This window comes from Methanoregula boonei 6A8 (assembly GCF_000017625.1).
In the GTDB taxonomy this organism is placed as follows: domain Archaea; phylum Halobacteriota; class Methanomicrobia; order Methanomicrobiales; family Methanospirillaceae; genus Methanoregula; species Methanoregula boonei.
In genome coordinates this window covers 1,937,195-1,960,142 of the sequence record NC_009712.1, presented here as the reverse complement: position 1 = coordinate 1,960,142, position 22,948 = coordinate 1,937,195, and the positions used below count along the sequence as shown (strand labels likewise).

Sequence of the window (22,948 nt, the reverse complement as noted above, 5' to 3'; positions counted from 1 at the left end):
ACATGATAAAGCATGGAGGCGCAGGAGATCATCCGCTGCCGGGGGCATCCCCTTGTCCTTGGTACCCACCCGACGACGTTTGAAGTGACGTGCGAGGAACACCTTACGGAGAACGGTAATTGTATCGTCGGGGTTGCAGCTGACAGGGGCTGCGCCGGCCTCTCGCAGGAATTCCGTTCCCTTCTCTGCCATGATGACGCGATGCTCACCACCCGGCTCGCGTCAGGGGAGATTACGGCGGAGATCCATGCAAAAGGCTCGGACCGGCTCACCCTCAGTCACCCCACCGATATGGTCTGGCGGCGCAGCACGTTTACTTGCTCACGAACGATTGGCATCTGCTCGGACGCGGTTGCTGCCACATTGCCCCGGGAACTTATTGCCCGGCTCCGGCAGGGAGACGAGCTTATCGTTACCCTGACGGTTACGCGCCCCGGGCCAGCGTCGTGATCTTCTCTTCTGCATCAGCAAGAAGCGTCTCGCACTGCTTCACAAGTGCCGCCCCTTGTTCGTAGAGCTTCATGCTCTCGTCAAGGCTCGTCGTGCCGTCCTCGATCTTTGCGATGATCTGCCGCAGTTCTTCGATCTTTTCCTCATAGGTTCCCGTCATGGTCCACACGCTCCACCACCACTCCGCCCCTGCCATCGTAAAAATGCAGGGACAGGTGGTCGTCTTTATGCAGGGCACCCGCTGATCGCACCACGGTGCCGCCTTTTTCTGCCACGCAGTAGCCCCGGGCAAGGACCGCTCGCGGGCTCCTGCCTTCGAGTGCCGTTCTCATCTCCGCAAGCACGAGCCGGTCCCGCTCGATCCGGGTGACAAAGGCCCGTTCGAGCCGTTCGGAAAGATCGGCCGTGGCCTGCCTTTTCTCTCCGATCTTCCGGCAGAACCGCTGGGGGCGGAGCCGGTCACGGAGATCCGCTACGTCCTTTTGGGCCCGGGCAACCCGGGCAAGGAGAGCCCCGCCCAGCTGGCACCGGAGCTCCCCAAGCGCCACCCGGAGATCCCGCCGATCCGGTACTACGAGTTCTGCTGCCGCAGACGGGGTCGGGGCCCGAATATCTGCCGCAAGATCGGCCAGGGTCACATCAACTTCATGGCCGATGGCCGAGACCACCGGTACCGGGCAGGCTGCAATCGCCCGCACTACGTCAGGGTGGTTGAAGGCAAAGAGATCCTCGAAACTCCCGCCTCCCCGGGCTACGATCACTACATCCACATGGCTAGCGACCCGTGTGATAGCCAGTGCGATATCGGTGTGCGCTTCCTCGCCTTGCACGGCAGTCGGGGAGATAACGATCTCCACCGGGAAACGCCGGGCGATCACGATGCGGATATCGTGGATCACCGCCCCGGTTTCCGAAGTGACTACGCCCACGCGGGCAGGAAATGCCGGGAGCGGGCGTTTCCTTTCCGCGGCAAAACATCCCTCGGCTGCCAGTTCCTTCTTCCACTGCTCCACGAGCAGGTACTTCTCCCCGAGGCCGCCCCGGGTCATCCGTTTTACCTGGACCTGGTAAGCGCCTGACGGGGCATAGACCCGGACCGACCCGGTGACCACTACTTCCATGCCATCCTCGGGTACAAACACGAGACGGTCAGCGTCTGTACGCCACATGACGCACCGTATTATGGCTGCCGTGCTCCCTCCTCCTTTCTCCGAGAGCGAGAAATACCGGTGGCCCCGGCTGTGGTGCTTGTAGTTGGTCACCTCGCCCAGCACCCGGATATCCTGGAGCCTCCGGTCGTCGAGCAGATCTTCGATGAGGCTGCTCACCTCCCCGACCGTAAGCGGGGCCTCCGTGACAGCGGGCGTTTTTGGCTCTTTCCGCTCGTCCGGTGTTTCGGTGCGGTAAAACCAGTCCATGAAGGAAGTATTATGCACCAAAGTGCTTATCAATTAGTATTATCATGACCGCCTACGGCGTTTCGAGCATGTTCTTCCATGAGTACCCCTCAGCGGAAATATTCTCCCATGTTTCGCGGGCGGGCCTTGACGGGATTGAATACTGGCTGGAGACACCGTACTTCTGGCTTTCCCGTCTTCCGACCGGGGAAGTAGCAGCCTGCCGGCAGGCGCACCCGGAGATCGCCACGTTCACGGTCCATACCCCGGTTCTCGATCTTAATCCCTGTTCCATCAATCCTGATGTAGCCGAGGTCTCGGTTGCATGGGCAGTACGATCGCTTGCCCTTGCCCGGGAGCTCGGGGCCGGGCTTCTCACGGTCCATCCCGGGCGGCGGACGGCAAAACGCCCTCCCGGGGATGCAGACCAGATCAGATTTGACCATTACCTTGCCGTACTGAAGGAGGCAGCCCGGAAAAGTACAGTAACTGTGGCCATGGAGAACATGGAGCCTGCCGTCAATGCCCTCATCTGCACGCCGGAACGGATGCGGGAGGTGCTTGATGCAGAACCGTGGCTGAAGTTTACCCTGGACACTTCCCATGCCCTCGTTTCCTCGGAAGAGACGGTCTCCGAGTACATCGATCTCTGCGGCGACCGGCTGGCAAACGTTCACCTCAGCCGGGCTGCCGGGGGCAGACTCCACCTTCCGCTGGAGGAAAGCCCGGTGATGGCCCGGATCCTTGGGTTCCTCCGCGATCATCATTACCTGGGCCCCCTGATGTTAGAGATTGATGACCTTAATTTTCCCCGGCCCTTCTCTCATGAGGAAAAATGCGCAGTCCTTGCACGGGATCTCCGGTTCATGCGGGAGTGCGTGGAACAGGGCTAAAATGCTTCCCTTTTTTCCGCCGTCCGTTGGTTTTATGTAATCTTGTCCCCTATATCTGGTGTAGATTACGAAATGAACCAACGATGCCTGCGTGCCTGTGCACGGTGTGAAAGCGGATGATTGAGGACTTTTTTTATCTCCTGCTATTTATCATCTGCATCCTGCTCTCCGCATTTTTTTCGAGTGCCGAAGTGGCCCTGATCTCGATTACCCGGGCACGGGTGCGGACGCTGGCAAACGACAATAAGCCTGGCGCCGCAGCCCTTGCCCGCTTAAAGGAGAACCCCGATCACTTCCTGATCACGATCCTTGTCGGGAACACGATTGTCAACATCGCTGCCGCGTCCATTGCAACGGCAATTGCCATCAGCTTTTTTGGCAGCATCGGTGTCGGGATCGCCACCGGGTTTGTGGTGATTGTCCTCTTGGTCTTTGGGGAGATCGGCCCCAAGATCTATGCTACCCGGGCCCCGGATACCTATCCCCGTGCCGTTGCCCCGGTGATCCTTTTCCTCTCCCGTATCCTCTCCCCGGTTATCTGGGTGGTGGAACGGGTGAGCCCGTCGCTTGGGATGGGCAGGGACTCTGCCGAACCGGCGGTGACCGAAGAGGAGATTAAGGAATGGATCGATGTGGGCAAGGAAGAGGGTACGATCGAGCAGGATGAACAGGATATGCTGTACTCGGTGCTCGAGTTCGGGGATACCACTGCCCGGGAGATCATGACCCCCCGCGTTGATGCGATCGTGATGGAGGATACCACAACACTCGGTGAAGCGATCCGGCTTTTTAACGAGACCGGCTTTTCGCGCATCCCCGTGTACCACGACCAGATCGATAACATCACCGGTGTTCTCAATGTCAAGGACGTCTTCTCCGCGATGGTCTCCAACCGCAAGGATCTCTCGATAAAAGAGATCATGTACGACCCGACCTTTGTTCCCGAGACCAAGAAGATTGACGACCTCTTAAAGGAGCTCCAGGTCCACCGGGTGCAGATCGCAATTATTATCGACGAATACAGCGGCTTTGTCGGTATTGTCACGGTCGAGGACATCCTGGAGGAGCTGGTAGGGGATATCCGGGACGAATACGACCGTGAGGAGCCCGATGTGCAGAAGATCGCAGAGGGAGTGTACATCCTTGACGCTCAGATGTGGGTGGACGATGCAAACGAGGAGCTTGGCCTGGCATTGCCCATGGACGAGTCCTACGAGACTATCGGCGGCCTGTTGATCGACCGGCTCGGCCACCTCCCCCAGCACCCGGGTGAAAAGGTGGAGATCGAAGGGGGCAGGATCACGCTTGTGGTCATGCAGATGCACGGGCGGCGGATCGTAAAGATCAAGTGCGTGGTCCGCCCGGAGACAAATGACCGTGAAGAGTCCCGTTAACGGAGGAAGCATGACAAAACGGATCGTGGTGGTTGCGTCGGGACGTGGCTCGAATTTCCAGGCTGTGATCGAGGCGCTCCAGCGAAAGTGGATCCCGGGTGAATGCGTGGCTCTTGTCACGGATAACCCCAAAGCCTTTGCCATTGAGCGTGCACAGGAGGCGGGTGTCCCGGTGGTTGTTGTGGATTACGGCTCGTACGCCTCCCGCGAGCTCTACGAGCAGGCGCTCCTTGCCGCACTCAAAGAAGCACGCCCGGATCTTGTGATTCTCGCCGGCTACATGCGGATCCTCGGTTCTGCAATCGTGCGGGAGTACGCCGGGATGATGATCAACATCCACCCGGCACTCCTGCCCAGCTTCACCGGTCTTCACGCCCAGCGCCAGGCCCTTTTGCATGGCGTGAAGATTACCGGCTGCACGGTCCACTTCGTAGATGAGAGCCTGGATGGCGGCCCCATCATCCTCCAGCGGAGCGTCAGGGTGATGGATGATGATGACGAGGACACCCTCGCAAACCGGATCCTGATCCAGGAGCATATCGCGCTTCCCGAGGCAGTCCGCCTCTTCTGCGAGGATCGGCTCACCATTGAGGGACGGAGAGTCCGGACCCGGCTCTAGGCTCCCCGCCCGGGCACCTGCCCTTTTTATACCCCGGGCACGGATACTATCTCACCTCAGGGCAGGCATAAGAAGACCATGAAGGACAAAAAGCGCCCCCCCTCCGTAAAACCCCTGGCACGGGAGCGCATCGCGGTGCTTTTCTCCGAAGCAGAAAAGATATTCCACGAAAATCCCGGTTACAGCGACCGGTACGTGGCCCTGGCCCGGAAGATCTCCATGAAGGAGCGGGTGCGGATCGATCACGAATACCGCCGCAGGTTCTGCCACCATTGCTCGCGGTACCTGGTCCCGGGGGCGAACATGAGAGTGCGGGTGCACCACGGATGGGTGGCGGTCACCTGCCTTGGATGCAAAAAAACAACCCGGTACCGGGTGGAGAGAACCCCATGACCACAAAGAACGATCCCGCAATGCAGGACCTCAAGCCCACGGTCTGGATAGGAAAGCAGGGCTGCACGGAAGCAACGATCGACGAGATTACGGCCCAGCTCAAGAAGCGCAAGGTGATCAAGGTAAAATGGCTCCAGAATACCGAGGTCGACCCGGAAGCCGTGGCAGAAGCAGCATGCGCGGCGCTTGTCGGGGTCAGGGGAAAGACCATGATCCTTGCACAGCGCGGAAAACCGACGAAGAAATAAGCCCTTTTTTCGTGCCCGGATACCGGGCGCCGAACCTCGAAATATATAAAAACCTCGCTACCCAATAAGTTAAGACTGTTATTTAGTTTTAAATACAGTGAGGACTAGTCATGACGACCGTATATGATGTCCCGGCCGACCACCTCATCAGGAAGGTAGCCGAGGAGCTCAAGAAGCGGCAGGAGATCAAGCCGCCGGCATGGGCTGCCTTTGCAAAGACCGGGGTACATAAGGAGATGCCCCCCGAGGATCCCGACTGGTGGTTTACCCGGGCAGCAGCAGTGTTAAGACGCGTCTATGTCGACGGCCCCCTGGGTGTCGAACGGATGCGGAGTTTCTATGGCGGGAGCAAGAACCGCGGCTCTAAACCGAATGCTTTCCGGAAGGGCAGTGGCTCTGTTCTCAGAAAAGCTCTCCAGCAGCTTGAGGCAGCAGGACTTATTGTGCACGACAAGACCGGGCGCAAAGTCTCTCCTGCCGGCATGGCCTTCCTGGACAGCGTGGCAAAAGAGGTGCTCACCAATCCGCCGGCACCGGTCCCGAAGAGAGTAAAACCGGTTGCCGAGGAGCCAAAGAAGGCCGAGCCGGCCAAGAAAGGCGGCAAGGCTCAGAAAGGCGGCGAGAAGTCCGACGATGCCAAGGCCGAGAAGAAGCCTGCCGCAAAGAAAGGCGAAGGCAAGAAATCTGAAAGCAAGAAGTCCGAAGAGTAACAACGGTGATGATCCATGGGAGACGATGAGCTGAGTGAGATCCGCAAGAGAAGGATGGCGCAACTCCAGCAGCAGGCCGGCGACCAGCAGGCCATGCAGGAGGAGGTCGAACGCCAGCAGCGTCTCAAGTCCCAGATCCAGATGGTGCTCATGCAGGTTCTCGAGCCTGATGCCCGGGAACGTCTCAACACCATCCGGCTGACAAAACCGGACTTCGCGAGCGCCGTGGAACAGCAGCTGGTGATGCTTGCCCAGAGCGGGCGTCTCCGGCAGAAGATCACCGATGCACAGCTCAAAGATCTGCTCCGGCAGCTTGCACCGGCAAAACGGGATTACTCGATCACCAGAAAGTGATGAAAGCAGGAGTGCTTTACAGCGGCGGGAAGGATAGTTCCCTTGCAGCGATCATGCTGGGTACGTATTTCGAGGTCGAACTCAACACGTTTGTGTTCGACCCCGCCCGCTTAATCCCGTCAATAGAACAGGCCGCGCAGGCGCTGGGGCTCCGTTTGAAAAAACGGGTATTTCCCGAAGGTATGGCAGAAGAGATGGCAGAGATGGTAATTTCATGCGGATATCCCAATGACGCGATCAACCGCATCCACCGGACTGCCATCGAGACCCTTGCCGGTGAGTACAGGGTTGTCGGAGACGGCACCCGGTTTGACGACCGGGTCCCGATGCTCACCAGGGATCAGGTGCAGAGCATCTGCAGCCGGACCGGGAGCACGTATGTGCGCCCGCTTCTTGGCTATATGCGGGCCGATGTTGACCGGCTGGTTGACCGGTTTTTCCTCGTGGAATACGGGGAGACCGGGACGATCGCAAACGGCGACTACGAGTCCGAGATACGGGCTGCTGTCCGCACCCTTGGCGCGGATCCGGCTGCCCTGTTCCCCCTGCATCACGAGCAGTCGCTTGTGGTGGGAACAAAGAAGAACACGAACAACTAGGTGAATGATATGAGCAAGCTCAGCAAAGGAAGGAAGATCCGGCTCGCGAAAGCATGCGACCAGAACCGGCGCGTGCCCCAGTGGGTCATGATCCGGACCAAGAGAGCGGTGGTCAACCACCCCAAAAGACGCAACTGGCGCAGAAGTGTGCTGAAGGTGTAAGATCATGGCAGAAGAGATGAAAGAGCATATCTACATCATCCCCCTCCGGGATGCCCGCAGGATGCCACGGTGGAAGCGTGCCAATGGCGCGATCAAGGATATCCGCAAGTACCTTGCCAAGCACATGAAGACCGAGGACGTCAAGCTTGACAAGACCATCAACGAGAAGGTGTGGAGCAGGGGAGCCGAAAAACCGCCCTCAAAAATCCGCGTCCGCGCCATGAAGATGGAGGACGGGCAGGTCCAGGCGGAACTTGCCCTGGAATCGTAAGCATATGGAACGCACGACCACCTTTGCCGGGGATCCCAATATCGGGGTCTTTGCCCGGGTAGCAGGCAACATTGCCGTGATCCCACCGGAGGCGCCGGAAGAGTTCCGGAACGCAATCCGCGAGGGTCTTGGCGTGGAACTGCTGGTTACCACGATCCAGGGCAGCGCGATCATCGGATCGCTTGTTGCAGGGAACAGCCGGGGCCTCGTGGTCTCGGGGCTTGCAACCGATGAAGAACTTGCGGTTTTGAAAAAGCACCGGAAGGTCATGCTGCTCTGCGAGACGATGAACGCAGCGGGGAATGTCATTATGGCAAACGATACGTTTGCCGCGGTGCACCCCGACCTTCCCGCTGAGGTTGCCGAAGAGATCGGCGCATTCCTTGGTGTTGAGGTGATCCACCTGACACTTGGGGGAGTGCGGACAACCGGCATGGCCGGGGTTGCGACCAACAAGGGCGTGATTGTCCATCCGCGGGCAACAGCGCAGGAGATTGCCCGGCTCGAAACAGTATCAGGCATCCCGGTCGGTACCGGCACAATTAACATGGGCAGCGGCCTTGTCGGGACCGGTCTTCTGGTGAATGACACGGGATACCTGGCCGGTAATGCAACAAGCGGATTTGAACTGGGCAGGGTCGAGGACGTATTTGGATTTCTGGAGTGAGAATTATGGCAGCAGAGCAAAAGTTTGAAGTGAAAGGAACTTTCTTAATGGGCGAAGACTGGATGCCCTACACGAAAGTGATCGAGGCCCCGAATGCAAAGCAGGCTGAGGAGCGCACCTTTGCAACCATCGGGAGCAAGCACAACCTCAAGAGACGCTACATCACGGTCTCCGGCGTTTCGCCGGTTAAAGAGTAACTCTTTCTTTTTCCTGTTCCCGGTGGCAGGTCACCGGGAGATCCGGGATTTCGGATTTTTCGCTGCGGATTGTGCAGGGTTATCCAATCCGTCTCTCATTCCGGAAACGCTGTCCTCTACCAATGAACAAAGGGCCGCCCCGATCTTTTTTGAGATCGATCGACCCGGCCAATTTTTTTGCGGAGCGCAGAGTGGAGGGTAGGGGGCCACCTGAGATCCCGCTGCATGATCGGTAGCCCCGACCAATTCCGGAATTGATCGGTCCGGCCATTTTCAGAAACGATCGGACTGATCATCCCGTTTCACCTGAAACTCCAGTGGAAGCATATGTTGCGATATTGGAAGAAAAGGGGTTGCCCCGACCTATTTTGAAATTGATCGGTCCGATCAATTTTTTTGCGGAGCGCCAAGAGGGGGGAGGGGGGTGACCGGTTTTTTTTGGAATGGGGGGGGTCACCCCCCCCAATATTTTTGGAAATGTCCGAGTACGAGCCGGGGAGCCCTCCATTATAACCTCCCAAAAAGCCGCAGTTCCGGCTCAAATCTCCAAGCCCCATACCTTTTCTTAGATCATCCCCGGTCCGTTTTCTCCTGTGTCGTTCTCGTAATCCGGGTGGATCTCCTGACGGATCACGAGCGTCAGGGCAAGGATGATCAGGCCCAGGATAAACGAGCCCAGGAACGCAAGATCAAAACCGGCTGAGGCTACTTTTATCTGCAGGTCGACCGGGGAGGCCTGTGTCACATTGTGGTTTGTGGCAATGGAGAGGATCCCCCACAGGAAGATCAGGTTGAACATTGCAATACCCAGCGTGAGGGGGACAAAGCGTTCGAGGCTCGTGAGGCTTGAGACCATGCCCTGTTTTGCCTTTGCCACCGAGTTCATCACCAGGTTCGAAGCCGGGGTGATAATCAGGCCCAGGCCAAACCCGATGAGGGCAAGACAGAGGACGATATATCCGACCGGTGTATCCGGGTGGAGCTGCATGATGAGGAAATAGCCTGCGGTAAGCAGGATACCGGCAGCAATGCAGAGCAGCTTGGGGCCGGTCCGGTTGAAGAGCATGCCGGCAAGGATACCTGCCACCATCATGGCAAAGGAAAGCGCGGTCATGATCAGGCCTGCAGTGGAGGTATCGTAGGCCCCGATGTACTTGAGGTAGAACGGCAGGAGGTAGTTGATCCCGGAAAAGCTCAGAAATACCAGGGAGAGCAGGAGGTTTACGGCCAGGAAATTTTTGTTTTTGAAGAGCGAGAAGTCAAGAAGCGGATCAGAGAGCCGGCATTCGTGCCGGATAAACCACGCGAGCGTGACTATGGCAAGGGCGGCAATACCCAGGATGGCAGGGGAGGTCCAGCCCATCGTCTCTCCTTCGGAGACTACAAAGAGCAGGGCGGCAAGGCCGGTAAATATGAGAACGGCGCCGGACCGGTCAAAACCGGCAAGACTGCCCCTGGCTGTCGATGCCGGGATCTCCCGGGTGCCGAGTATAACCGCACCGATCCCAACTGGCACGTTGATGAAAAAGATCCAGTGCCACGAGAGGTACTGGGTCAGGAATCCCCCAATGGTCGGCCCGAGCGCAGTCCCAAGGCCGGCAAGCGTCATGACAATGCCCATTGCCTTTCCCCGCTGGTCCAAGGGGATGTACGCCGTGACCATGGCCGGCGCAATGGCAGTGATCATTGCCCCGCCAATTGCCTGGACCATGCGCGAGCCCACAAGCACCGGAAGGGAATGGAACAGGTCCGGCAGGGTGCCACAGGCAAGTGATCCGAGCGTGAAGATGACAAAACCGGTCAGGAATATCTTCTTAAAACCGATGATGTCCGATATTTTCCCGAAGATCAGCACGCAGCCGGCCATCACGAGCAGGTAAGCGGTGGCAACCCAGCTCACCGTTGTGGAGGAGACGTGGAACGCCTCCGAGATTGTCGGAAGCGCGATATTGACAATCGTGCCGTCAAGGCCCGCCATGAATGTGGCAAGCGAGATGGAGAAGACAAGGAGGAAAAAACCGGACCGGGGGGCAGAGCCCTGACTGTTCATGAAAGGGATGTTGCCTCCCATGGGTCAAGAGAATTGTGATCCGACCTTACTGGCCGCAACCACACTTGAGTACAGAAGCGGACAGGGTTGGCATGCGGGTTTTGTGACCGGGTAACGAGGGGGATCCCCCGAAAAAGAGCGGGATATGGGGGAGGCGGGACGGGCCGATTGCCGGCCGGGAAGCGCCGCATCACGCCGCATCATGATGTATTTATGCTCCCTGCGGACAAACATATCAGAAAGACCCGGTACCAAAAGAACGGGGAGGCACGGATCGTGGCAGCAGCACAACCCTTGGATCAGAATGAAATTGAGACGCTCCAGTACTACTTAAAAGAATACGGCCAGCAGGCCGAGGTCTTTGCCGGCCAGCTCGAGCTCATGGAGAACGGGCGCATGGAGGCGCTTGCCGCGATCGAGGCGCTTGAGGCGCTTGCCACATCAGAAGACGGCACCGTGCTCCTCCAGATAGGTGGCGGGGCAAGCCTGCGGGCAAAAGTCCTTGAACCGGAGAAAGTCCTCCTCAATATCGGATCAGAGGTCATTGTGGAGAAGACAAGTGTTGATGCGATCGAGTACCTCAAGGACCGTATCACCGAACTTGAGGCCTCGCAGAAGAAGGTTAGCGAGGCGCTGGAGAAACTCCGCGCCCAGACAAACGAGATCGCAAAACGGCTCGAACAGGGGTACCGGCAGGCCCCGGGTGGCAGCCCGGTCCCCCACCGCCACGATCACGAAGATCACGACGAAGAATAAGAGTTCGGAATTACGGTTATGTTTTCGGGTCTGAGGGAACGGCTGCAGTCTGCACGGGACCGGCTTGGCGCAAGTATCGGTGCTGCAGCGGCAGCATCACAACCACAGGAGCCGGAAAAACCGGCTGCACTTGAGAAGGAGGGGGAAGCCCCGGCAAAGAACCCGACCCTTGCCGACAAGGTCCGGATCCTCATCATCGACCGGGAACTGGTGGTATCGGAGAAGGACATCGCCGATGCGCTCTCGGAACTGGAGATGACGCTTCTTGAAAGCGATGTGGCTCTTCCCGTAACCGATGCCCTGATTGCCGATATTCGTGCGGGGCTCGTAGGAAAGCACCGCAAGATCGGAGAGTCCGTGGACTCCCTTGTGGTCCGGTCCCTCAAATCCGCCTTGTTAAAGGTTCTTGGCCAGGGTTTTGACCTCCCGGCCTATATCCGGTCCCATGAGCGGCCGGTCAAGATCCTCTTTACCGGGGTAAACGGCACCGGCAAGACAACAACGGTCGCAAAGATCGGGGCGTATCTCAAAAAGGAAGGATTCTCGGTTGTTATCGGGGCCGGCGATACGTTCCGGGCCGGTGCCATCGAGCAGATCGGGGTGCATGCAGAGCGGCTTGGTATCAAGGTGATCGAGCACCAGACCGGTGCCGACCCGTCCGCGGTGCTCTTCGATACCGTGCAGTACGCCATTGCCCACAAAACAGATGTGGTGCTCGCCGATACCGCAGGCAGGTTCCACACCAAGGCGAACCTTATGAGCCAGCTTGAGAAGATCCGGCGCGTGATGAAGCCCGATCTTATCGTGTACGTGGACGAGGCGGTTGCCGGGAACGACGCGGTGGTCCGGGCAGCGGAGTTCGACAAGACCGTGGGTGCAGACGCGATCGTGCTCACCAAGGCCGACATGGACTCCCGGGGAGGGGCGGCGATCTCAATCGCCCATACCATTGGTAAACCCCTCCTTTTCTTGGGCACCGGCCAGGCATATGAGGATATTATGCCGTTTGAGCCCGGGGCGGTTGTAGAAGAACTTCTTGGCGGTGCTGCCTGATGATGGACAGCCTTTCAGGCTCGCTCAAGGACGCCTTAAAAAAGCTGGCAGGAAAAGCAGTAGTTGACCGAGCGGCGGTTGACGAGCTGGTAAAAAATCTCCAGCGGGCGCTCCTCTCCGCCGATGTTAACGTCAAGTTGGTCATGGATCTTTCAAAAGCGATCCGTACCCGGTCGCTTGATGAAGAGCTGCCCAAAAATACCAATGTCCGCGAGCATGTCCTGCGGATTGTGTACCAGGAACTGGTACGGCTCGTCTACGCCAGCGCCGACTTAAAACTAGAACCGCAGGTCATTCTCATGGCCGGTCTCCAGGGGAGCGGCAAGACCACGACCACGGCAAAGATCGCCCGCTACTTCCAGAAGAAGGGCATGAAGGTCGGGGTGATCTGCGCCGATACCTTCCGGCCCGGGGCGTACGACCAGCTCTCCACGCTCTGTGCGAAGATCAACGTGCCCTGCTTTGGCAACCCGAAGGTTACCGATGCCCGGCAGATTGTCCGGGAGGGTCTTGTTGCGGTTAAGGACCAGGAAGTCATCATCGTTGATACCCAGGGCAGGCACGCTCTGGAGCCCGACCTGATCCAGGAGATTATCGATCTCAATGCACTCACGAAAGCATCCCACCGCTGGCTCGTGATCGATGCCGCACTTGGCCAGCAGGCAAGCGAGCAGGCAAAACGGTTCCACGAAGCGATCGGGATCGATGGCGTGATCATCACCAAGATGGACGGCACGGCAAAAGGCGGTGGCGCCCTTTCGGCAGTTGCCGAGACAAAGAGCGGGATTGTCTTTATCGGTGCCGGGGAGACGATCGAAGATCTCGAACGCTTCGATGCAAACGGGTTTATCTCCCGTCTCCTCGGTATGGGGGATCTCCAGGCCCTTGTCGAGAAGGTCCAGGAAGCCCAGATGGCTGACGAGGTGGACATGGAAGCGATGATGAAGGGCCACTTCACCCTTCGCGACATGTACAAGCAGCTCGAAGCCCTCAACAAAATGGGGCCCTTAAAGCAGATCATGAGCATGCTCCCGATGGGAAACATGCAGCTCCCCGAGGGGGTCTACGATGTCACCAGCACCAAGATGGCGCGGTACCGGATCCTTATGGACTCGATGAGCCCAAAGGAACTCGACGATCCTTCCCTCATCAACAGCTCCCGGATGCAGCGGATCGCCCGGGGTGCCGGGGGTACTCCCGAAGAGGTACGGGAACTCCTGAAATATTACAAGATGATGCACAAGACCCTCAAGGGCCTGCGGGGTTCCGGTGGCGGGAAATTCAACATGCAGCGCTTGATGAAGCGTTTCTCCGGAATGCAGTGAGATGACCGTGTTTGCCATTGTCGGGCACCGTGCCCGCACGGACGGTGAATTCTCCTTAAACGACCTGCCTGGTGCCGGGCGCATGGATGTGCTCTGCCGGTGCGTAAATGCGTCGCTCTTCCTCTCGCATGACCTGCGCAGGGATGTGGAGTGCGGCCTTGTGCTGCTTGGCGAGCCCAAACCCCCCAAAACGGTGCTCTTCAAGGGTAGTGAGATCCGGTCCCTGTCTCCTGATGAACGGAGCGCGGGGGCGCTTATCAAAAAGGCGCTCTCAATCCCGTGCGGGAGCGAGTTCCGCGAGGCAGCACCCGGGGTCTTTGTGCGAAACGGAGGCCTTGAACGCCTCCTTGCAGAACAGGCATTTGCCGTACTGGACGAGAAGGGTACCGATATCCGCACGGCCAAGGAAGTGCCGGGGGCGTTTCTCCTGTCAGACCACCAGAATTTCACGGAAGAAGAAGAGGCACTCATCCGGGATGCCCCCCGGTACTCGGTGGGGCCTGCCTGCCTGCACGCCGATCACACGATTACGGTGATCTCAAACGAGATCGACCGGAGGACAAACGGATGGAGATAAACGAACAGGTTGAAAAGATCCTTGCCTATGGCGAGTGTTGCGACCATTGCCTGGGCCGTTTCTTTGGGAAACGCTCGCATGGCCTTACCAATGATGAACGTGGACGGGGGCTCCGGATCGCACGGGCCCTTGCTGCAAACCAGCCATACGAGCGTTTTAGCGGCACCTGCTGGGTCTGCGGCAACTTCTTTGATAATATTCCCCAATGGGCACAGAAAGTCGCAGCAGCCCTGGAAGGCCACGAGTACAAGACGTTCCTTGTCGGCTGCCGGGTCCCCCCGCTTATCGCGGAGAACGAGGAGATGGTCTGGAGCGATCTCTCGCTTGGCGAACCGGAACCGTTTAAGTCCGAGGTGAACCGGGAGGTAGGCAAGGCGGTATCAGTCATCACGGGAAAGGTCGTGGACTTCAAAAAACCCGATATCACCGTCCTGCTCGACCCGGCGTCAGGTCTCGTGGATATCCAGGTCAATGCCCTGTTCTTTTATGGCAGGTACCAGAAGTTCGAGCGCGGCATCCCGCAGACTCACTGGAACTGCCGGGCCTGCGGGGGTGCCGGCTGCGAGAAGTGCAATTATACCGGCAAGCAGTACGCAGACTCGGTGGAAGAACTGATCGGCAGGCCGGTCATCGAACTCTTTGATGCGGAGAACGCGGTCCTGCACGGGGCGGGCAGGGAAGATATCGACGCCCGTTGCGTGGGTACCGGCAGGCCATTTATCCTTGAGATCGTGGCACCCAGGAAACGTTCTGTTGATCTGGCCGCCGTGGAAGCGGAGATCAACAGGTCTGCAGAAGGAAGGGTTTCGGTTGCCCTTTCGCGCTGGAGCGACCGCTCGGAGGTGGAAACCCTTAAATCAAGCAAAGCGCATAAAAAATACAGGATCCTGGTCGAGGTTGATGGGCAGGTGCCGGCAGAACTGCTTGCAAATGCCCTGAATACCTTAAAGGGCGTCACAATACAGCAGCGCACGCCCGAACGGGTCGCCCACCGGAGAGCAGATAAGATCCGGGAGCGTAAAGTCCTCGATATCGAGTATGTGGGGGAACAGGACGGAAAGTTCATTCTTGAAGTCCTCGGCGAAGCCGGCCTCTACATCAAAGAACTCATATCAGGCGATCAGGGAAGGACCATCCCGAGTCTTGCCGAGATCCTGCAACGACCGGCACGCGTCACCAGTCTTGATGTCGTGCAGGTAGAAGGACCACAGGAGGGAGATTAAATGGCACACCACAACGGACCCAGAAAGAAAACACGGTATAAGTTCAAGAAAGAGTTAAGACAGCGCGGGCTGCCGCCGGTCACCTCCGTGATCCAGCAGTTCGAAGTGGGCGAGAAGGTTCACATTGTCGTGAATTCAAGCGTCCAGAAGGGTATGCCGCACCGCCGGTTCCACGGGCTCACGGGCACCGTGATCGGTAAGAGGGGCCGGGCCTGGATGCTCACAATCCACGACGGTAATGCGGAAAAAACGGTCATTGCAAGACCGCAACATCTAAAAGCACAAAAGTAAACTCAATTGTCAGGTGATTGGCATGAAAGTCAAGGGCGTTCTTAGCGAAGAAAAGGTTACGCTCCCGGAGCTCCGCGCTTCACTTCAGGGCGTGGAATCCGAGAGAATTGCTGCGGAAAAAGAACTTTCGTATGAATTCCGGCGCAGCATGGAACATGCCAATCAGCTTGCCAGGACCACTCCTGAAAAATCCAAGGAACTCGTGGAGAAACTTCTCAAGCTCGAGAAGATGAAACCGGAGATTGCCTATAGGATCGCAAATATCATGCCCAAGAGCCGGGATGAGGTCCGGGCAATCTTTGCCAAGGAGCGTTTCACTCTTTCTCCTGAAGAGATCGATTCTATCATCGACCTGGTCATGGCACACTTTTAAGGGGTGCAGATCATGAAGGCCGAGAAGAAAGAGGTCAACGCGATCGTACTGGACGTGCTCATGAAAGGGCATGCCGGGGATCCCCGGCCCCAGTTCAAGCGTGAACCGGTTATCCAGGCAATGGGCCTTGAGCAGTTCAAACTGCTCGAGCTGATCCCCAAACCCGGTGTGGTCATCAACCTGCATGACAAGATGTATATCGGGGACTCTGAAAGGGACAAGATCGAGCGGGTGAAACGCCGGATCGGGTACGAAGAACTGACTCCCACGGCAAAGGGAGAGCTGCCGTTTATGGTCGAGCAGGTGGTAAAGGAGCGCGAACAGGACTTTGTCACTTTCTTTAACAAGGCGATCTCGATCACCCCCAAACTCCACATGCTCCACCTTCTGCCCGGCATCGGGAAGAAACTGATGTGGGAGGTGCTTGAGTCGCGAAACCGCAAGCCTTTCGAGAGCTTCGCAGATATCTCCACCCGGATCAAATCGCTGCCCCACCCGGAGAAGATGATCGAGGCCCGTATCCTCGAAGAACTGCAGGACAAGGACGTCAAGTACCATCTCTTTACCACAAAATGACAGCCCGGTACGACCAGCACTTCCTTATCGATAAGAACGCGATCGAGCGGATCGCGGGCTGTGCGGACGTGAAGGAAAAAGAGGTTCTTGAGATCGGGCCGGGGAACGGGGCCCTGACCCGGGCCCTGCTCGACCGGGGTGCCATTGTCCACGCGGTGGAGCTGGACCGGATCCTCTGCGACGAGCTGGCCGATCGTTTTTTTGAAGAGATCCAGAAAGGGACGCTCACCGTTACGCACGGGGATGCGACAAAATGCCCCCTTCCGCCCTTTGAGATGGTGGTTTCCAACCTTCCCTACTCGGCCTCGTCAAAGATCACGTTCCGGCTTCTCGATCTCGGGTTTAGTGTTGCCGTCCTGATGTACCAGCAGGAGTTTGCCGAGCGCATGGCAGCCCCGGCAGGCACCAAGGACTGCGGGCGCCTCTCGATCATGGTTCAGACGTATGCGACCGTCCAGCGGTGCTTCACGCTCCCGCCTGCCTGCTTCTCCCCCAAGCCACAGGTGCATTCGATGGTGGTAAAGATTGTTCCCCGCCCCCCTATCTTTGGGGTTAATGATAGAAAGCGGTACGCGGACGTGGTACGGGCGCTCTTTACCCACCGGCGAAAAACGGTACGAAACGGTCTTCGGGGGTCTTCGGGCATCCTTGCTCCCGAATGGACAAAGCGTGTTATTGACGCACTGCCGGGTGAAATTCTCCAGAGCCGGCCGGAAGAACTGTACCTGGAAGATTTTGCAACAATAGCAAATTTCGTATAATTTTTGGATTTTTTTCGGAAATTTCTGCCCCTTTTTCGACGAGAGACCTCCCCATTTTTTTGGATTTCCCGTTTTATTGGCTGGTGATCCTGGCAGGGCTCCCTTTTTTTGTCTGTTCTTACGGATTGTATCTGAGAATGGTACAGTACACGGTCATTCCCCTTTTTCTATCAGTATATACTCCCGGTGAGTTTATTGTAACCGGGATTTTTATGGGAGAACCGGGCCGGACCTGCCGTTGTAACAGGGCATCTTTTTTGCGCCGGGTCTCCCGATATTCCCGATCAGAAGAATACGGTGAGAATCTTCCCGCTGGTGGCGGAGAACATGTGCGGGTAAGGGTGAATCAAAGGATTTGAAAAGATCGGGCTATCCTGCTGATCCCTCATATACACGCTGAGGGGAAGCCGCAGGGATACCCGAATTCAGGGAACAAAAACCAGAGTTTCATCCCGGGGCCGATCCTTTGGATGCCGACCCGGGCAGCAAAAAAATCAGGGCTCTTTCCTGCTTACGGCAAGGATCTTTTTGGTGGTAGCGATGATCCAGTGGCGGTTCAGGATCAGGTGAAGGAAGACAAAAAATCCCATCAGGAGCCCGGTCCAGTCGTGGAGATCGGAGATCTGGGCGGCAGGGAGGACAATGTTGTTAAGCCCGGTCAGCTCGAGGAGATCCTGGTATTTCAGCAGGCCGGTGACAAAACAGACAAGAAACGAGACTCCCATAAGGAGGTCGATGAGCCATTTTACCTTTATTGGGGCATCCATTGAATCTCCGTTTCTCGTAGTTGCTCATATTATTTTGCGCTAGGGGCGATCCCTTTTTCCCCTCTTTTGCCCCAGATTCCTGTGTCATGCCCTGTGATCCCACCCAGGTGTACCAACCCGAGGCCGATACGTTCCTGCTTCTTGAAGCAGCGCAGGAGGAAGTAAGGCCTGGGGACCGGGTGCTTGAAATTGGCACCGGATCCGGGCGGATCGCGGCAGCACTGGTGCGGGATCATGAGGTTGTTGCCACCGATATTAACCCCCACGCGGTCTTCTGTGCCAGAAAAGAAGGCCTTGATGTCATCCGGTGCGATCTCTTTTCCGGCATACGGGGCAGGTTCAATCTTATCCTCTTCAACCCCCCCTACCTCCCGACCCGGCCTGAGGAGCGGATCGATGACTGGCTGGAGTTTGCACTTGATGGCGGGGCAACCGGCCGGGCAACCATAGATCGATTCGCATCATCTGTCGGCGATGTGCTTTCCCCCGGCGGCCGGCTCCTGCTCCTGATCTCCACCCTGACCGGACTCCCCGAAGTACAGGAACTCTTTTCCCGGTACGGATTTGCGGTATCGGTGGTCCGGCAGCAGGCACTGGAAGGAGAGGATCTCTTCGTGCTCCGGATCACGCGGCAGGGAGACTAGCTTTTTATCCAGAGGATCAGCACGACTACGTTCGTGGCAAGGATCATACCGATCATGCAGAGCCCCGGGTAGAACCAGTCGCTGTTCAGGAGAAGGAAAGCAGCCCAGAGCAGCCCGGTTAAGGATATTAGGTAAAAGAATATCAGCTGGCGGAGGTTTTTCATGCGGTTCCTCAGTATACGCCGTTTGTGATAGTAGTTTTTTCCCATTTCGGAGATACGGCACCGGGATACTCCCGGCAAAATCAAATTATTTATGGAAATACCGGCAATATGTATACAGATTTTTCGCCGATCCCGCTTTACTTGCACCAAAATAACCAGGTAATCCCATGGACACCGTTACTCCTGATGACATCACCTGCCGCCTCCGCCATTTTGCCACGGCAGTAAAAGAGACCAGTACCCATGCCGCAGAACGCAGTGCCTTTGGGAGATACCGGGCCGGTGCCCCCTATTTTGCCCTGTACCCGTTGCGCCGCCTGATGGCTTCAGGTGAGACTGAGGCCCGGTGTTCCCCGGAGCATCATGCGGAGTTTGGGCGTATCAGCCGGGATCTTGCCGCACTCGAAGAAGAAGGTGGCAGTGCATACCGTAAGGAACTCTTCTCGGACCTTTTCGTGTACACGGAAGCGTACCGGACCCTGTTCTGCTACCATGAGCTGGGCATGTGTTCGCTTGCCGGGATTGCACGCGATCCGCTTCGGGAGGAGATCGCGGTCCTCCTTGCCGAGCTTGAAGGGGAATTTCCTCTTGAAGAGATCCGCGCGTTGGTTGCGGGCCTTGACGAAACGCTCTGTCTTCTCCACCGGTCATCTTCGTCAGGAACCCCCCGGGCGGATCCCGCCGGTGGTGCCGCAGGAGAGGCACCTTCTCCCTATGGGGAGAGCATTCCCGCTTTCCACCGGCCGCGGGAAAGGACCGGCTCTCTCTGATCGCGGATCTCTTTTCCCTCTCCGTTATACGATCAGCCGGCGCCGCATCAGGTTGATCGAGATGATGCAGAACACCACGGTCGCAACAAGGATCCAGGTGATATTGAGCAAAAGGATCGCACCCGGCGCCGGAAGGGTAGCCATCCTCATGAGTGAGACCAGGTGCGTGAGCGGGAAGAAGGCAAGGGCAACGTACTGGAAGATCGCCGGGAGGATCGAGAGCGGAAAGAAGGTGCCCGAGAAGAGCATCATCGGGGTGATGAGCAAAAACGACGGGTAGTTGAGGGTGTCAATGCCCGGGGTGATCGCAGTAAAGCACATGGCAAGGCCGGCAAACATGAGGCCGCCGATGAATGCCAGTGGTATGGTAAGAAGCGAGAAGGGCAGGGAGATCACGTTAAAGGCCACGAGCACCGGCAGCATGATCGTAACCGAGATCACGGCCCGGGTGGCGCCCCAGAGAAGTTCGCCGGCGATTACGTCCTCGATGGAGAGAGGGGTCGCGATGATCGCGTCAAAGCTCTTCTGGTAATACATCCGCACGTAGGAGCCATAGGTGCACTCGAAGAAGGCCGAGTTCATGGCCGAGATGGCAAGGATGGCCGGTGCAATGTAATTCACGTACGGCACCCCGTTGAGTGCGCCAATGTAACTCCCGATCCCAAGGCCGATGGCCGAGAGGTAAAGGAGGGCCTCGATAAACGGCGGGAAGAAGTTCACCTTCCAGGTCTTACAAAAGACATCGAAGTTGCGGCGCCAGACCCTGCCGGCGCGGCGCGAGACCCGGGGAATGGCCCAGAGGTGCGCCATCTCACTCACGCAACGTCCTCCCGGTCAGTTTCAGAAACACGTCCTCAAGTGTTGCCGGCCGCGTGCTCACGCGGCTGGTTTTGCATCGGTCAAGCAGGATTTTTGCCAGTTCCCGCGAGGACGCATCGGTTGCCACCTGTACCTGGTCGCCTGCCACCTCAAAAGTCACGCCGAGTTCATCAAGGCAGGCGATCACCTCGGGGGTGTTATCCATCTCGATGATCTCGCTTCCCACCTGCTCGCGTACCAGGTCTGCAGGGGCGCCCTCCACCAGGAACGTGCCATGGTCCATGATCACCAGCCGGTCGCAGAGCCGGGCAGCCTCGTCCAGGTAATGGGTGGTCATGAGGATGGTGTTCCCCTGCGCCCGCAGGAGCCGCAGGCGCTCCCAGATCAGGTGGCGGGCCTGCGGGTCAAGGCCGATGGTGGGCTCATCCAGGATGAGCAGATCGGGGTTGTTGATGAGCGCCCGGGCAAGGATGAGGCGGCGTTTCATTCCCCCGGAGAGCTTGTCGATTGCAGTATCGCGTTTCTCGGTGAGCGCCACGAATTCGAGGAGGTTTTTAACCCTTATTTGCGCTTCTGCGGAGGGGATATCGAAGTACCGGGCATAGACCAGCAGGTTTCCTGCACAGGTGAAATCCGGGTCAAGATTGGTCTCCTGTGGGACAACCCCTATCCTCTGCTTGATCCCGGCCGGGTTTACCTCAGGATCCATGCCAAATACCCGGAGCGTCCCCGAGGTCCGGGGGGAGACGCATTCGATCATCCGCATGGTGGTGGTCTTGCCGGCGCCATTGGGCCCCAAAAATCCGAAGATCTCGCCTTTTTTTACCGAAAACCGGATATGGCTGACCGCAACCATATCGTTATAGGTCTTGGTCAGTTCGTCGGCCTCGATAATCGCAGTCATGCAACTCCCCCAGTATCCATCAGTTTATTGCCGGCCCATAAAATGCCCGCGATGTTTCCAAAACCCCCGGACTGTCTCTGTATCCGGTGCGGCAAAATCAGACCGGTGAGATCTGATCTTCGCTTTTTACAAACACAATCCCCACGATGAGGACCGCGAGCAGCGCCACGGTGGCAAACATCTGGAGAGCGTCGGTGGTTGCCACATTGTAGACCAGGATGTGGCGCACAAGGCCGGTAACGCCGGCAATCAAGAGCGCCCGCACATCCACACGCTTGGTACGGAAATAGACGGTGACCGTCTCGAAAAGCACGATAATGGTGATCGTGAGGAGCAGCGCATAGATCGTCTGGACCAGACCGTCGGCAAAGTCGCGGGAAACGATCATATCCACGATCTGCAGGGCCGCATCGTAGACCGAGAAGATGGCGATGATCGTGAGCAGGGCCGCGACAATGATGTACATCGCGAGTGGGACAAGGGAAAAGAACCGGATCACATAGTCGAGACCGCGCTGTTTTTTTGGTACGCTTGCTGCAGGGGTATTTTCTGGCATGGTACGCACTCCTTGGGAGATACCAGTAGGTAAGATGGTACGGGATTAAAAAATCATGGGCCGGACCTGGCCCGGCTCACCTGTTCTTTTGCAGCCGGCCAATCGCCCGTCCTGCCGCTTCCCTGACCTCTTCGAAGGGATCGTGCATGGCCGCGGCAAGCGCCGTAGCAGCCCGCCGGTCCCCGAGTTTTCCCAGTACTTCTGCAGCCCCGGCCCGGATCCGATCGTCGCGGTCCGAGAGGCACGCGGTAAGGGGGATCACTGCGCTTTTGTCCTTAAGCCGCCCAAGGGCAGCAACCACCCCTGCCCTGACCCTGGGATCGGTGTCGGAGAGTGCAACCACAAGCCCCGGGACAGCCCGTGCGTCGTCCAGCCTTCCCAGTGCAAGCGTGGCCTCGATCCGGATGGCAGGATGGGGATCAGAAAGCGCCTGCACAAGCGGCATGACTGCCTCCGGGTTGCCGGACCGGCCAAGGGCCGCAGCGGCCGTGCGCCGGATCTTTACCGTAGTGGAACCAAGACCGGCAAGCAGGGTGGAAATATCGGCCATACGAAAAAAGGAATTAACCCGGGATCAGGTGTTGCATTCCCCGCCGGACTCGTAAGCGGCAATTACTTTTTTTGCCATATCGGGGGAGATCCGGTCGTGGACGAGTTTTACCAGTGCTTCTGCATCCTCGGGCTCGACGCACCCAAGACCCTCCTCGCCGGTGAGGATCTTGTCGGTGATATAGGCCAGTTCCTCATCGGAAAGCCGGCTGATCCGCTCAGTAAAATCCTCCGCACTCTCGGCAAAGTGGTTGGAGACCGGGGGCAGGATCGCGTGGAACCGGTGCCCTGATCCCCCGCAGGTGAGATCGTCGCATTCGGGAGCAAGTTTTTTGAATATTGCGAGGTCCTTTTCTGTCAGTTCGCGTGCCATGTGTCCCTCCTGGATCCGGGGTCAGTGATAGTGCTGCAGGACAGGTTGTTTTTGCCTGCCCGG

Annotated in this window: 34 protein-coding genes; 24 read left to right on the top strand and 10 right to left on the bottom strand. The window is 57.7% G+C overall.

Annotated features, from left to right (window positions below; genetic code table 11):
* Positions 1-12 precede the first annotated feature (12 nt).
* Positions 13-450 (top strand): DUF371 domain-containing protein, encoded by a 438-nt coding sequence (locus MBOO_RS09870; protein WP_012107463.1) that lies wholly within the window; start codon positions 13-15, stop codon positions 448-450.
* On the opposite strand, the gene xseB is transcribed toward MBOO_RS09870, so the two are convergent.
* Both xseB and xseA read right to left on the bottom strand, forming a co-directional pair.
* A complete protein-coding gene (xseB, locus tag MBOO_RS09865) occupies positions 425-610 on the bottom strand; it encodes an exodeoxyribonuclease VII small subunit (protein ID WP_048068434.1) in 186 nt (61 codons plus the stop codon). The genes MBOO_RS09870 and xseB overlap by 26 nt on opposite strands.
* Complete coding sequence (gene xseA / locus MBOO_RS09860) at positions 594-1,868, bottom strand: exodeoxyribonuclease VII large subunit (protein WP_012107461.1); 1,275 nt, start codon at positions 1,866-1,868, stop codon at positions 594-596. Before xseA ends, xseB begins: the two co-directional genes overlap by 17 nt.
* A gap of 44 nt (positions 1,869-1,912) precedes the next feature.
* On the opposite strand from xseA, the gene MBOO_RS09855 reads away from it, so the two are divergent.
* The 12 genes from MBOO_RS09855 (at position 1,913) to rpl18a (ending at position 8,354) form a co-directional block, all read left to right on the top strand.
* Positions 1,913-2,740 carry a sugar phosphate isomerase/epimerase family protein gene (locus MBOO_RS09855; protein ID WP_012107460.1) on the top strand — a complete coding sequence of 276 codons (828 nt, stop codon included), beginning with the start codon at positions 1,913-1,915 and terminating at the stop codon, positions 2,738-2,740.
* A 116-nt stretch (positions 2,741-2,856) separates the two neighbouring features.
* Entirely contained in the window at positions 2,857-4,134 is a 1,278-nt protein-coding gene (locus MBOO_RS09850; protein ID WP_012107459.1) for a hemolysin family protein, read from the top strand.
* A 10-nt stretch (positions 4,135-4,144) separates the two neighbouring features.
* On the top strand, positions 4,145-4,753 hold the full coding sequence (gene purN, locus MBOO_RS09845; RefSeq protein WP_048068727.1) for a phosphoribosylglycinamide formyltransferase: 609 nt from the start codon (positions 4,145-4,147) through the stop codon (positions 4,751-4,753).
* A 78-nt stretch (positions 4,754-4,831) separates the two neighbouring features.
* Entirely contained in the window at positions 4,832-5,146 is a 315-nt protein-coding gene (locus MBOO_RS09840; protein WP_012107457.1) for a ribonuclease P protein component 4, read from the top strand.
* Positions 5,143-5,394: a YhbY family RNA-binding protein gene (locus MBOO_RS09835; protein WP_232385599.1), complete on the top strand. Its 252-nt coding sequence runs from the start codon at positions 5,143-5,145 to the stop codon at positions 5,392-5,394. The genes MBOO_RS09840 and MBOO_RS09835 overlap by 4 nt, the downstream gene beginning before the upstream one ends.
* A 110-nt stretch (positions 5,395-5,504) precedes the next feature.
* Entirely contained in the window at positions 5,505-6,104 is a 600-nt protein-coding gene (locus MBOO_RS09830) for a 30S ribosomal protein S19e (RefSeq protein WP_012107455.1), read from the top strand.
* Positions 6,105-6,119: 15 nt separating this feature from the next.
* Entirely contained in the window at positions 6,120-6,458 is a 339-nt protein-coding gene (locus MBOO_RS09825) for a DNA-binding protein (RefSeq protein WP_012107454.1), read from the top strand.
* Positions 6,458-7,057 (top strand): alpha hydrolase, encoded by a 600-nt coding sequence (locus tag MBOO_RS09820; protein WP_012107453.1) that lies wholly within the window; start codon positions 6,458-6,460, stop codon positions 7,055-7,057. Before MBOO_RS09825 ends, MBOO_RS09820 begins: the two co-directional genes overlap by 1 nt.
* A gap of 9 nt (positions 7,058-7,066) precedes the next feature.
* Positions 7,067-7,219, top strand: a complete 153-nt coding sequence (locus MBOO_RS09815) for a 50S ribosomal protein L39e (protein WP_048068726.1) — start codon at positions 7,067-7,069, stop codon at positions 7,217-7,219.
* Positions 7,220-7,223: 4 nt separating this feature from the next.
* On the top strand, positions 7,224-7,490 hold the full coding sequence (locus MBOO_RS09810; RefSeq protein WP_012107451.1) for a 50S ribosomal protein L31e: 267 nt from the start codon (positions 7,224-7,226) through the stop codon (positions 7,488-7,490).
* Positions 7,491-7,494: 4 nt separating this feature from the next.
* Positions 7,495-8,157: a translation initiation factor IF-6 gene (locus tag MBOO_RS09805; protein ID WP_012107450.1), complete on the top strand. Its 663-nt coding sequence runs from the start codon at positions 7,495-7,497 to the stop codon at positions 8,155-8,157.
* Positions 8,158-8,162: 5 nt separating this feature from the next.
* Complete coding sequence (gene rpl18a / locus MBOO_RS09800) at positions 8,163-8,354, top strand: 50S ribosomal protein L18Ae (RefSeq protein WP_012107449.1); 192 nt, start codon at positions 8,163-8,165, stop codon at positions 8,352-8,354.
* A gap of 565 nt (positions 8,355-8,919) precedes the next feature.
* Here the strand turns inward: rpl18a and MBOO_RS09795 are convergent.
* The gene (locus tag MBOO_RS09795) at positions 8,920-10,404 is read right to left on the bottom strand and encodes an MFS transporter (protein ID WP_048068725.1); all 1,485 of its coding nucleotides are present in this window, start codon (positions 10,402-10,404) and stop codon (positions 8,920-8,922) included.
* Positions 10,405-10,617: 213 nt separating this feature from the next.
* On the opposite strand from MBOO_RS09795, the gene pfdA reads away from it, so the two are divergent.
* From pfdA to rsmA, 9 genes are read left to right on the top strand one after another with little or no spacing between them, the layout of a single operon-like run.
* Positions 10,618-11,160, top strand: a complete 543-nt coding sequence (gene pfdA, locus MBOO_RS09790; protein WP_012107447.1) for a prefoldin subunit alpha — start codon at positions 10,618-10,620, stop codon at positions 11,158-11,160.
* An 18-nt stretch (positions 11,161-11,178) separates the two neighbouring features.
* Entirely contained in the window at positions 11,179-12,213 is a 1,035-nt protein-coding gene (ftsY, locus tag MBOO_RS09785; protein WP_012107446.1) for a signal recognition particle-docking protein FtsY, read from the top strand.
* A complete protein-coding gene (locus MBOO_RS09780; RefSeq protein WP_012107445.1) occupies positions 12,213-13,538 on the top strand; it encodes a signal recognition particle protein Srp54 in 1,326 nt (441 codons plus the stop codon). Before ftsY ends, MBOO_RS09780 begins: the two co-directional genes overlap by 1 nt.
* Position 13,539: 1 nt before the next feature.
* The gene (trmY, locus tag MBOO_RS09775) at positions 13,540-14,115 is read left to right on the top strand and encodes a tRNA (pseudouridine(54)-N(1))-methyltransferase TrmY (RefSeq protein WP_012107444.1); all 576 of its coding nucleotides are present in this window, start codon (positions 13,540-13,542) and stop codon (positions 14,113-14,115) included.
* Complete coding sequence (locus tag MBOO_RS09770) at positions 14,106-15,338, top strand: tRNA pseudouridine(54/55) synthase Pus10 (RefSeq protein WP_012107443.1); 1,233 nt, start codon at positions 14,106-14,108, stop codon at positions 15,336-15,338. The genes trmY and MBOO_RS09770 overlap by 10 nt, the downstream gene beginning before the upstream one ends.
* Complete coding sequence (locus tag MBOO_RS09765; protein WP_012107442.1) at positions 15,339-15,629, top strand: 50S ribosomal protein L21e; 291 nt, start codon at positions 15,339-15,341, stop codon at positions 15,627-15,629.
* Between the two features lie 22 nt (positions 15,630-15,651).
* Positions 15,652-16,002, top strand: coding sequence for an RNA polymerase Rpb4 family protein (locus MBOO_RS09760; protein WP_012107441.1), 351 nt, complete (start codon positions 15,652-15,654; stop codon positions 16,000-16,002).
* Between the two features lie 12 nt (positions 16,003-16,014).
* On the top strand, positions 16,015-16,578 hold the full coding sequence (locus MBOO_RS09755; protein WP_012107440.1) for a DUF655 domain-containing protein: 564 nt from the start codon (positions 16,015-16,017) through the stop codon (positions 16,576-16,578).
* Positions 16,575-17,339, top strand: a complete 765-nt coding sequence (rsmA, locus tag MBOO_RS09750) for a 16S rRNA (adenine(1518)-N(6)/adenine(1519)-N(6))-dimethyltransferase RsmA (RefSeq protein ID WP_012107439.1) — start codon at positions 16,575-16,577, stop codon at positions 17,337-17,339. Before MBOO_RS09755 ends, rsmA begins: the two co-directional genes overlap by 4 nt.
* A gap of 494 nt (positions 17,340-17,833) precedes the next feature.
* Here the strand turns inward: rsmA and MBOO_RS09745 are convergent, their stop codons facing one another.
* Positions 17,834-18,106: a DUF4405 domain-containing protein gene (locus MBOO_RS09745; protein WP_012107437.1), complete on the bottom strand. Its 273-nt coding sequence runs from the start codon at positions 18,104-18,106 to the stop codon at positions 17,834-17,836.
* A gap of 86 nt (positions 18,107-18,192) precedes the next feature.
* Here MBOO_RS09745 and MBOO_RS09740 point away from each other — a divergent pair, with 86 nt between their 5' ends.
* Positions 18,193-18,750, top strand: coding sequence for a HemK2/MTQ2 family protein methyltransferase (locus tag MBOO_RS09740; protein WP_012107436.1), 558 nt, complete (start codon positions 18,193-18,195; stop codon positions 18,748-18,750).
* Here the strand turns inward: MBOO_RS09740 and MBOO_RS09735 are convergent.
* Complete coding sequence (locus MBOO_RS09735; RefSeq protein WP_157677670.1) at positions 18,747-18,914, bottom strand: hypothetical protein; 168 nt, start codon at positions 18,912-18,914, stop codon at positions 18,747-18,749. The two genes, MBOO_RS09740 and MBOO_RS09735, sit on opposite strands and share 4 nt — an antisense overlap.
* 167 nt (positions 18,915-19,081) lie before the next feature.
* Here MBOO_RS09735 and MBOO_RS09730 point away from each other — a divergent pair, with 167 nt between their 5' ends.
* Entirely contained in the window at positions 19,082-19,684 is a 603-nt protein-coding gene (locus MBOO_RS09730; RefSeq protein WP_012107434.1) for a hypothetical protein, read from the top strand.
* 24 nt (positions 19,685-19,708) lie between these two features.
* On the opposite strand, the gene MBOO_RS09725 is transcribed toward MBOO_RS09730, so the two are convergent.
* The 5 genes from MBOO_RS09725 to MBOO_RS09705 form a co-directional block, all read right to left on the bottom strand.
* Positions 19,709-20,494 (bottom strand): ABC transporter permease, encoded by a 786-nt coding sequence (locus MBOO_RS09725; protein ID WP_012107433.1) that lies wholly within the window; start codon positions 20,492-20,494, stop codon positions 19,709-19,711.
* Position 20,495: 1 nt separating this feature from the next.
* Entirely contained in the window at positions 20,496-21,407 is a 912-nt protein-coding gene (locus MBOO_RS09720) for an ABC transporter ATP-binding protein (protein ID WP_012107432.1), read from the bottom strand.
* Positions 21,408-21,504: 97 nt separating this feature from the next.
* Positions 21,505-21,963: a phosphate-starvation-inducible PsiE family protein gene (locus MBOO_RS09715; protein ID WP_012107431.1), complete on the bottom strand. Its 459-nt coding sequence runs from the start codon at positions 21,961-21,963 to the stop codon at positions 21,505-21,507.
* 76 nt (positions 21,964-22,039) lie between these two features.
* On the bottom strand, positions 22,040-22,513 hold the full coding sequence (locus MBOO_RS09710) for a HEAT repeat domain-containing protein (protein ID WP_012107430.1): 474 nt from the start codon (positions 22,511-22,513) through the stop codon (positions 22,040-22,042).
* Between the two features lie 24 nt (positions 22,514-22,537).
* On the bottom strand, positions 22,538-22,885 hold the full coding sequence (locus MBOO_RS09705; RefSeq protein ID WP_012107428.1) for a hypothetical protein: 348 nt from the start codon (positions 22,883-22,885) through the stop codon (positions 22,538-22,540).
* Positions 22,886-22,948 lie beyond the last annotated feature (63 nt).

Bases quoted from the DNA above. Each gene is read 5' to 3' on its own strand.
- ftsY (WP_012107446.1), top strand. From the start codon at position 11,179: ATGTTTTCGGGTCTGAGGGAACGGCTGCAGTCTGCACGGGACCGGCTT.
- MBOO_RS09740 (WP_012107436.1), top strand. From the start codon at position 18,193: ATGCCCTGTGATCCCACCCAGGTGTACCAACCCGAGGCCGATACGTTC.
- MBOO_RS09870 (WP_012107463.1), top strand. From the start codon at position 13: ATGGAGGCGCAGGAGATCATCCGCTGCCGGGGGCATCCCCTTGTCCTT.
- MBOO_RS09730 (WP_012107434.1), top strand. From the start codon at position 19,082: ATGGACACCGTTACTCCTGATGACATCACCTGCCGCCTCCGCCATTTT.
- MBOO_RS09810 (WP_012107451.1), top strand. From the start codon at position 7,224: ATGGCAGAAGAGATGAAAGAGCATATCTACATCATCCCCCTCCGGGAT.
- pfdA (WP_012107447.1), top strand. From the start codon at position 10,618: ATGCTCCCTGCGGACAAACATATCAGAAAGACCCGGTACCAAAAGAAC.
- xseA (WP_012107461.1), bottom strand. From the start codon at position 1,868: ATGGACTGGTTTTACCGCACCGAAACACCGGACGAGCGGAAAGAGCCA.
- MBOO_RS09765 (WP_012107442.1), top strand. From the start codon at position 15,339: ATGGCACACCACAACGGACCCAGAAAGAAAACACGGTATAAGTTCAAG.
- MBOO_RS09815 (WP_048068726.1), top strand. From the start codon at position 7,067: ATGAGCAAGCTCAGCAAAGGAAGGAAGATCCGGCTCGCGAAAGCATGC.
- MBOO_RS09850 (WP_012107459.1), top strand. From the start codon at position 2,857: ATGATTGAGGACTTTTTTTATCTCCTGCTATTTATCATCTGCATCCTG.
- MBOO_RS09715 (WP_012107431.1), bottom strand. From the start codon at position 21,963: ATGCCAGAAAATACCCCTGCAGCAAGCGTACCAAAAAAACAGCGCGGT.
- MBOO_RS09780 (WP_012107445.1), top strand. From the start codon at position 12,213: ATGATGGACAGCCTTTCAGGCTCGCTCAAGGACGCCTTAAAAAAGCTG.
- rpl18a (WP_012107449.1), top strand. From the start codon at position 8,163: ATGGCAGCAGAGCAAAAGTTTGAAGTGAAAGGAACTTTCTTAATGGGC.
- MBOO_RS09705 (WP_012107428.1), bottom strand. From the start codon at position 22,885: ATGGCACGCGAACTGACAGAAAAGGACCTCGCAATATTCAAAAAACTT.
- MBOO_RS09830 (WP_012107455.1), top strand. From the start codon at position 5,505: ATGACGACCGTATATGATGTCCCGGCCGACCACCTCATCAGGAAGGTA.
- MBOO_RS09840 (WP_012107457.1), top strand. From the start codon at position 4,832: ATGAAGGACAAAAAGCGCCCCCCCTCCGTAAAACCCCTGGCACGGGAG.
- purN (WP_048068727.1), top strand. From the start codon at position 4,145: ATGACAAAACGGATCGTGGTGGTTGCGTCGGGACGTGGCTCGAATTTC.
- rsmA (WP_012107439.1), top strand. From the start codon at position 16,575: ATGACAGCCCGGTACGACCAGCACTTCCTTATCGATAAGAACGCGATC.
- MBOO_RS09795 (WP_048068725.1), bottom strand. From the start codon at position 10,404: ATGAACAGTCAGGGCTCTGCCCCCCGGTCCGGTTTTTTCCTCCTTGTC.
- MBOO_RS09745 (WP_012107437.1), bottom strand. From the start codon at position 18,106: ATGGATGCCCCAATAAAGGTAAAATGGCTCATCGACCTCCTTATGGGA.
- MBOO_RS09855 (WP_012107460.1), top strand. From the start codon at position 1,913: ATGACCGCCTACGGCGTTTCGAGCATGTTCTTCCATGAGTACCCCTCA.
- MBOO_RS09760 (WP_012107441.1), top strand. From the start codon at position 15,652: ATGAAAGTCAAGGGCGTTCTTAGCGAAGAAAAGGTTACGCTCCCGGAG.
- xseB (WP_048068434.1), bottom strand. From the start codon at position 610: ATGACGGGAACCTATGAGGAAAAGATCGAAGAACTGCGGCAGATCATC.
- MBOO_RS09770 (WP_012107443.1), top strand. From the start codon at position 14,106: ATGGAGATAAACGAACAGGTTGAAAAGATCCTTGCCTATGGCGAGTGT.
- MBOO_RS09720 (WP_012107432.1), bottom strand. From the start codon at position 21,407: ATGACTGCGATTATCGAGGCCGACGAACTGACCAAGACCTATAACGAT.
- trmY (WP_012107444.1), top strand. From the start codon at position 13,540: ATGACCGTGTTTGCCATTGTCGGGCACCGTGCCCGCACGGACGGTGAA.
- MBOO_RS09735 (WP_157677670.1), bottom strand. From the start codon at position 18,914: ATGAAAAACCTCCGCCAGCTGATATTCTTTTACCTAATATCCTTAACC.
- MBOO_RS09755 (WP_012107440.1), top strand. From the start codon at position 16,015: ATGAAGGCCGAGAAGAAAGAGGTCAACGCGATCGTACTGGACGTGCTC.
- MBOO_RS09805 (WP_012107450.1), top strand. From the start codon at position 7,495: ATGGAACGCACGACCACCTTTGCCGGGGATCCCAATATCGGGGTCTTT.
- MBOO_RS09710 (WP_012107430.1), bottom strand. From the start codon at position 22,513: ATGGCCGATATTTCCACCCTGCTTGCCGGTCTTGGTTCCACTACGGTA.
- MBOO_RS09835 (WP_232385599.1), top strand. From the start codon at position 5,143: ATGACCACAAAGAACGATCCCGCAATGCAGGACCTCAAGCCCACGGTC.
- MBOO_RS09825 (WP_012107454.1), top strand. From the start codon at position 6,120: ATGGGAGACGATGAGCTGAGTGAGATCCGCAAGAGAAGGATGGCGCAA.
- MBOO_RS09725 (WP_012107433.1), bottom strand. From the start codon at position 20,494: ATGGCGCACCTCTGGGCCATTCCCCGGGTCTCGCGCCGCGCCGGCAGG.
- MBOO_RS09820 (WP_012107453.1), top strand. From the start codon at position 6,458: ATGAAAGCAGGAGTGCTTTACAGCGGCGGGAAGGATAGTTCCCTTGCA.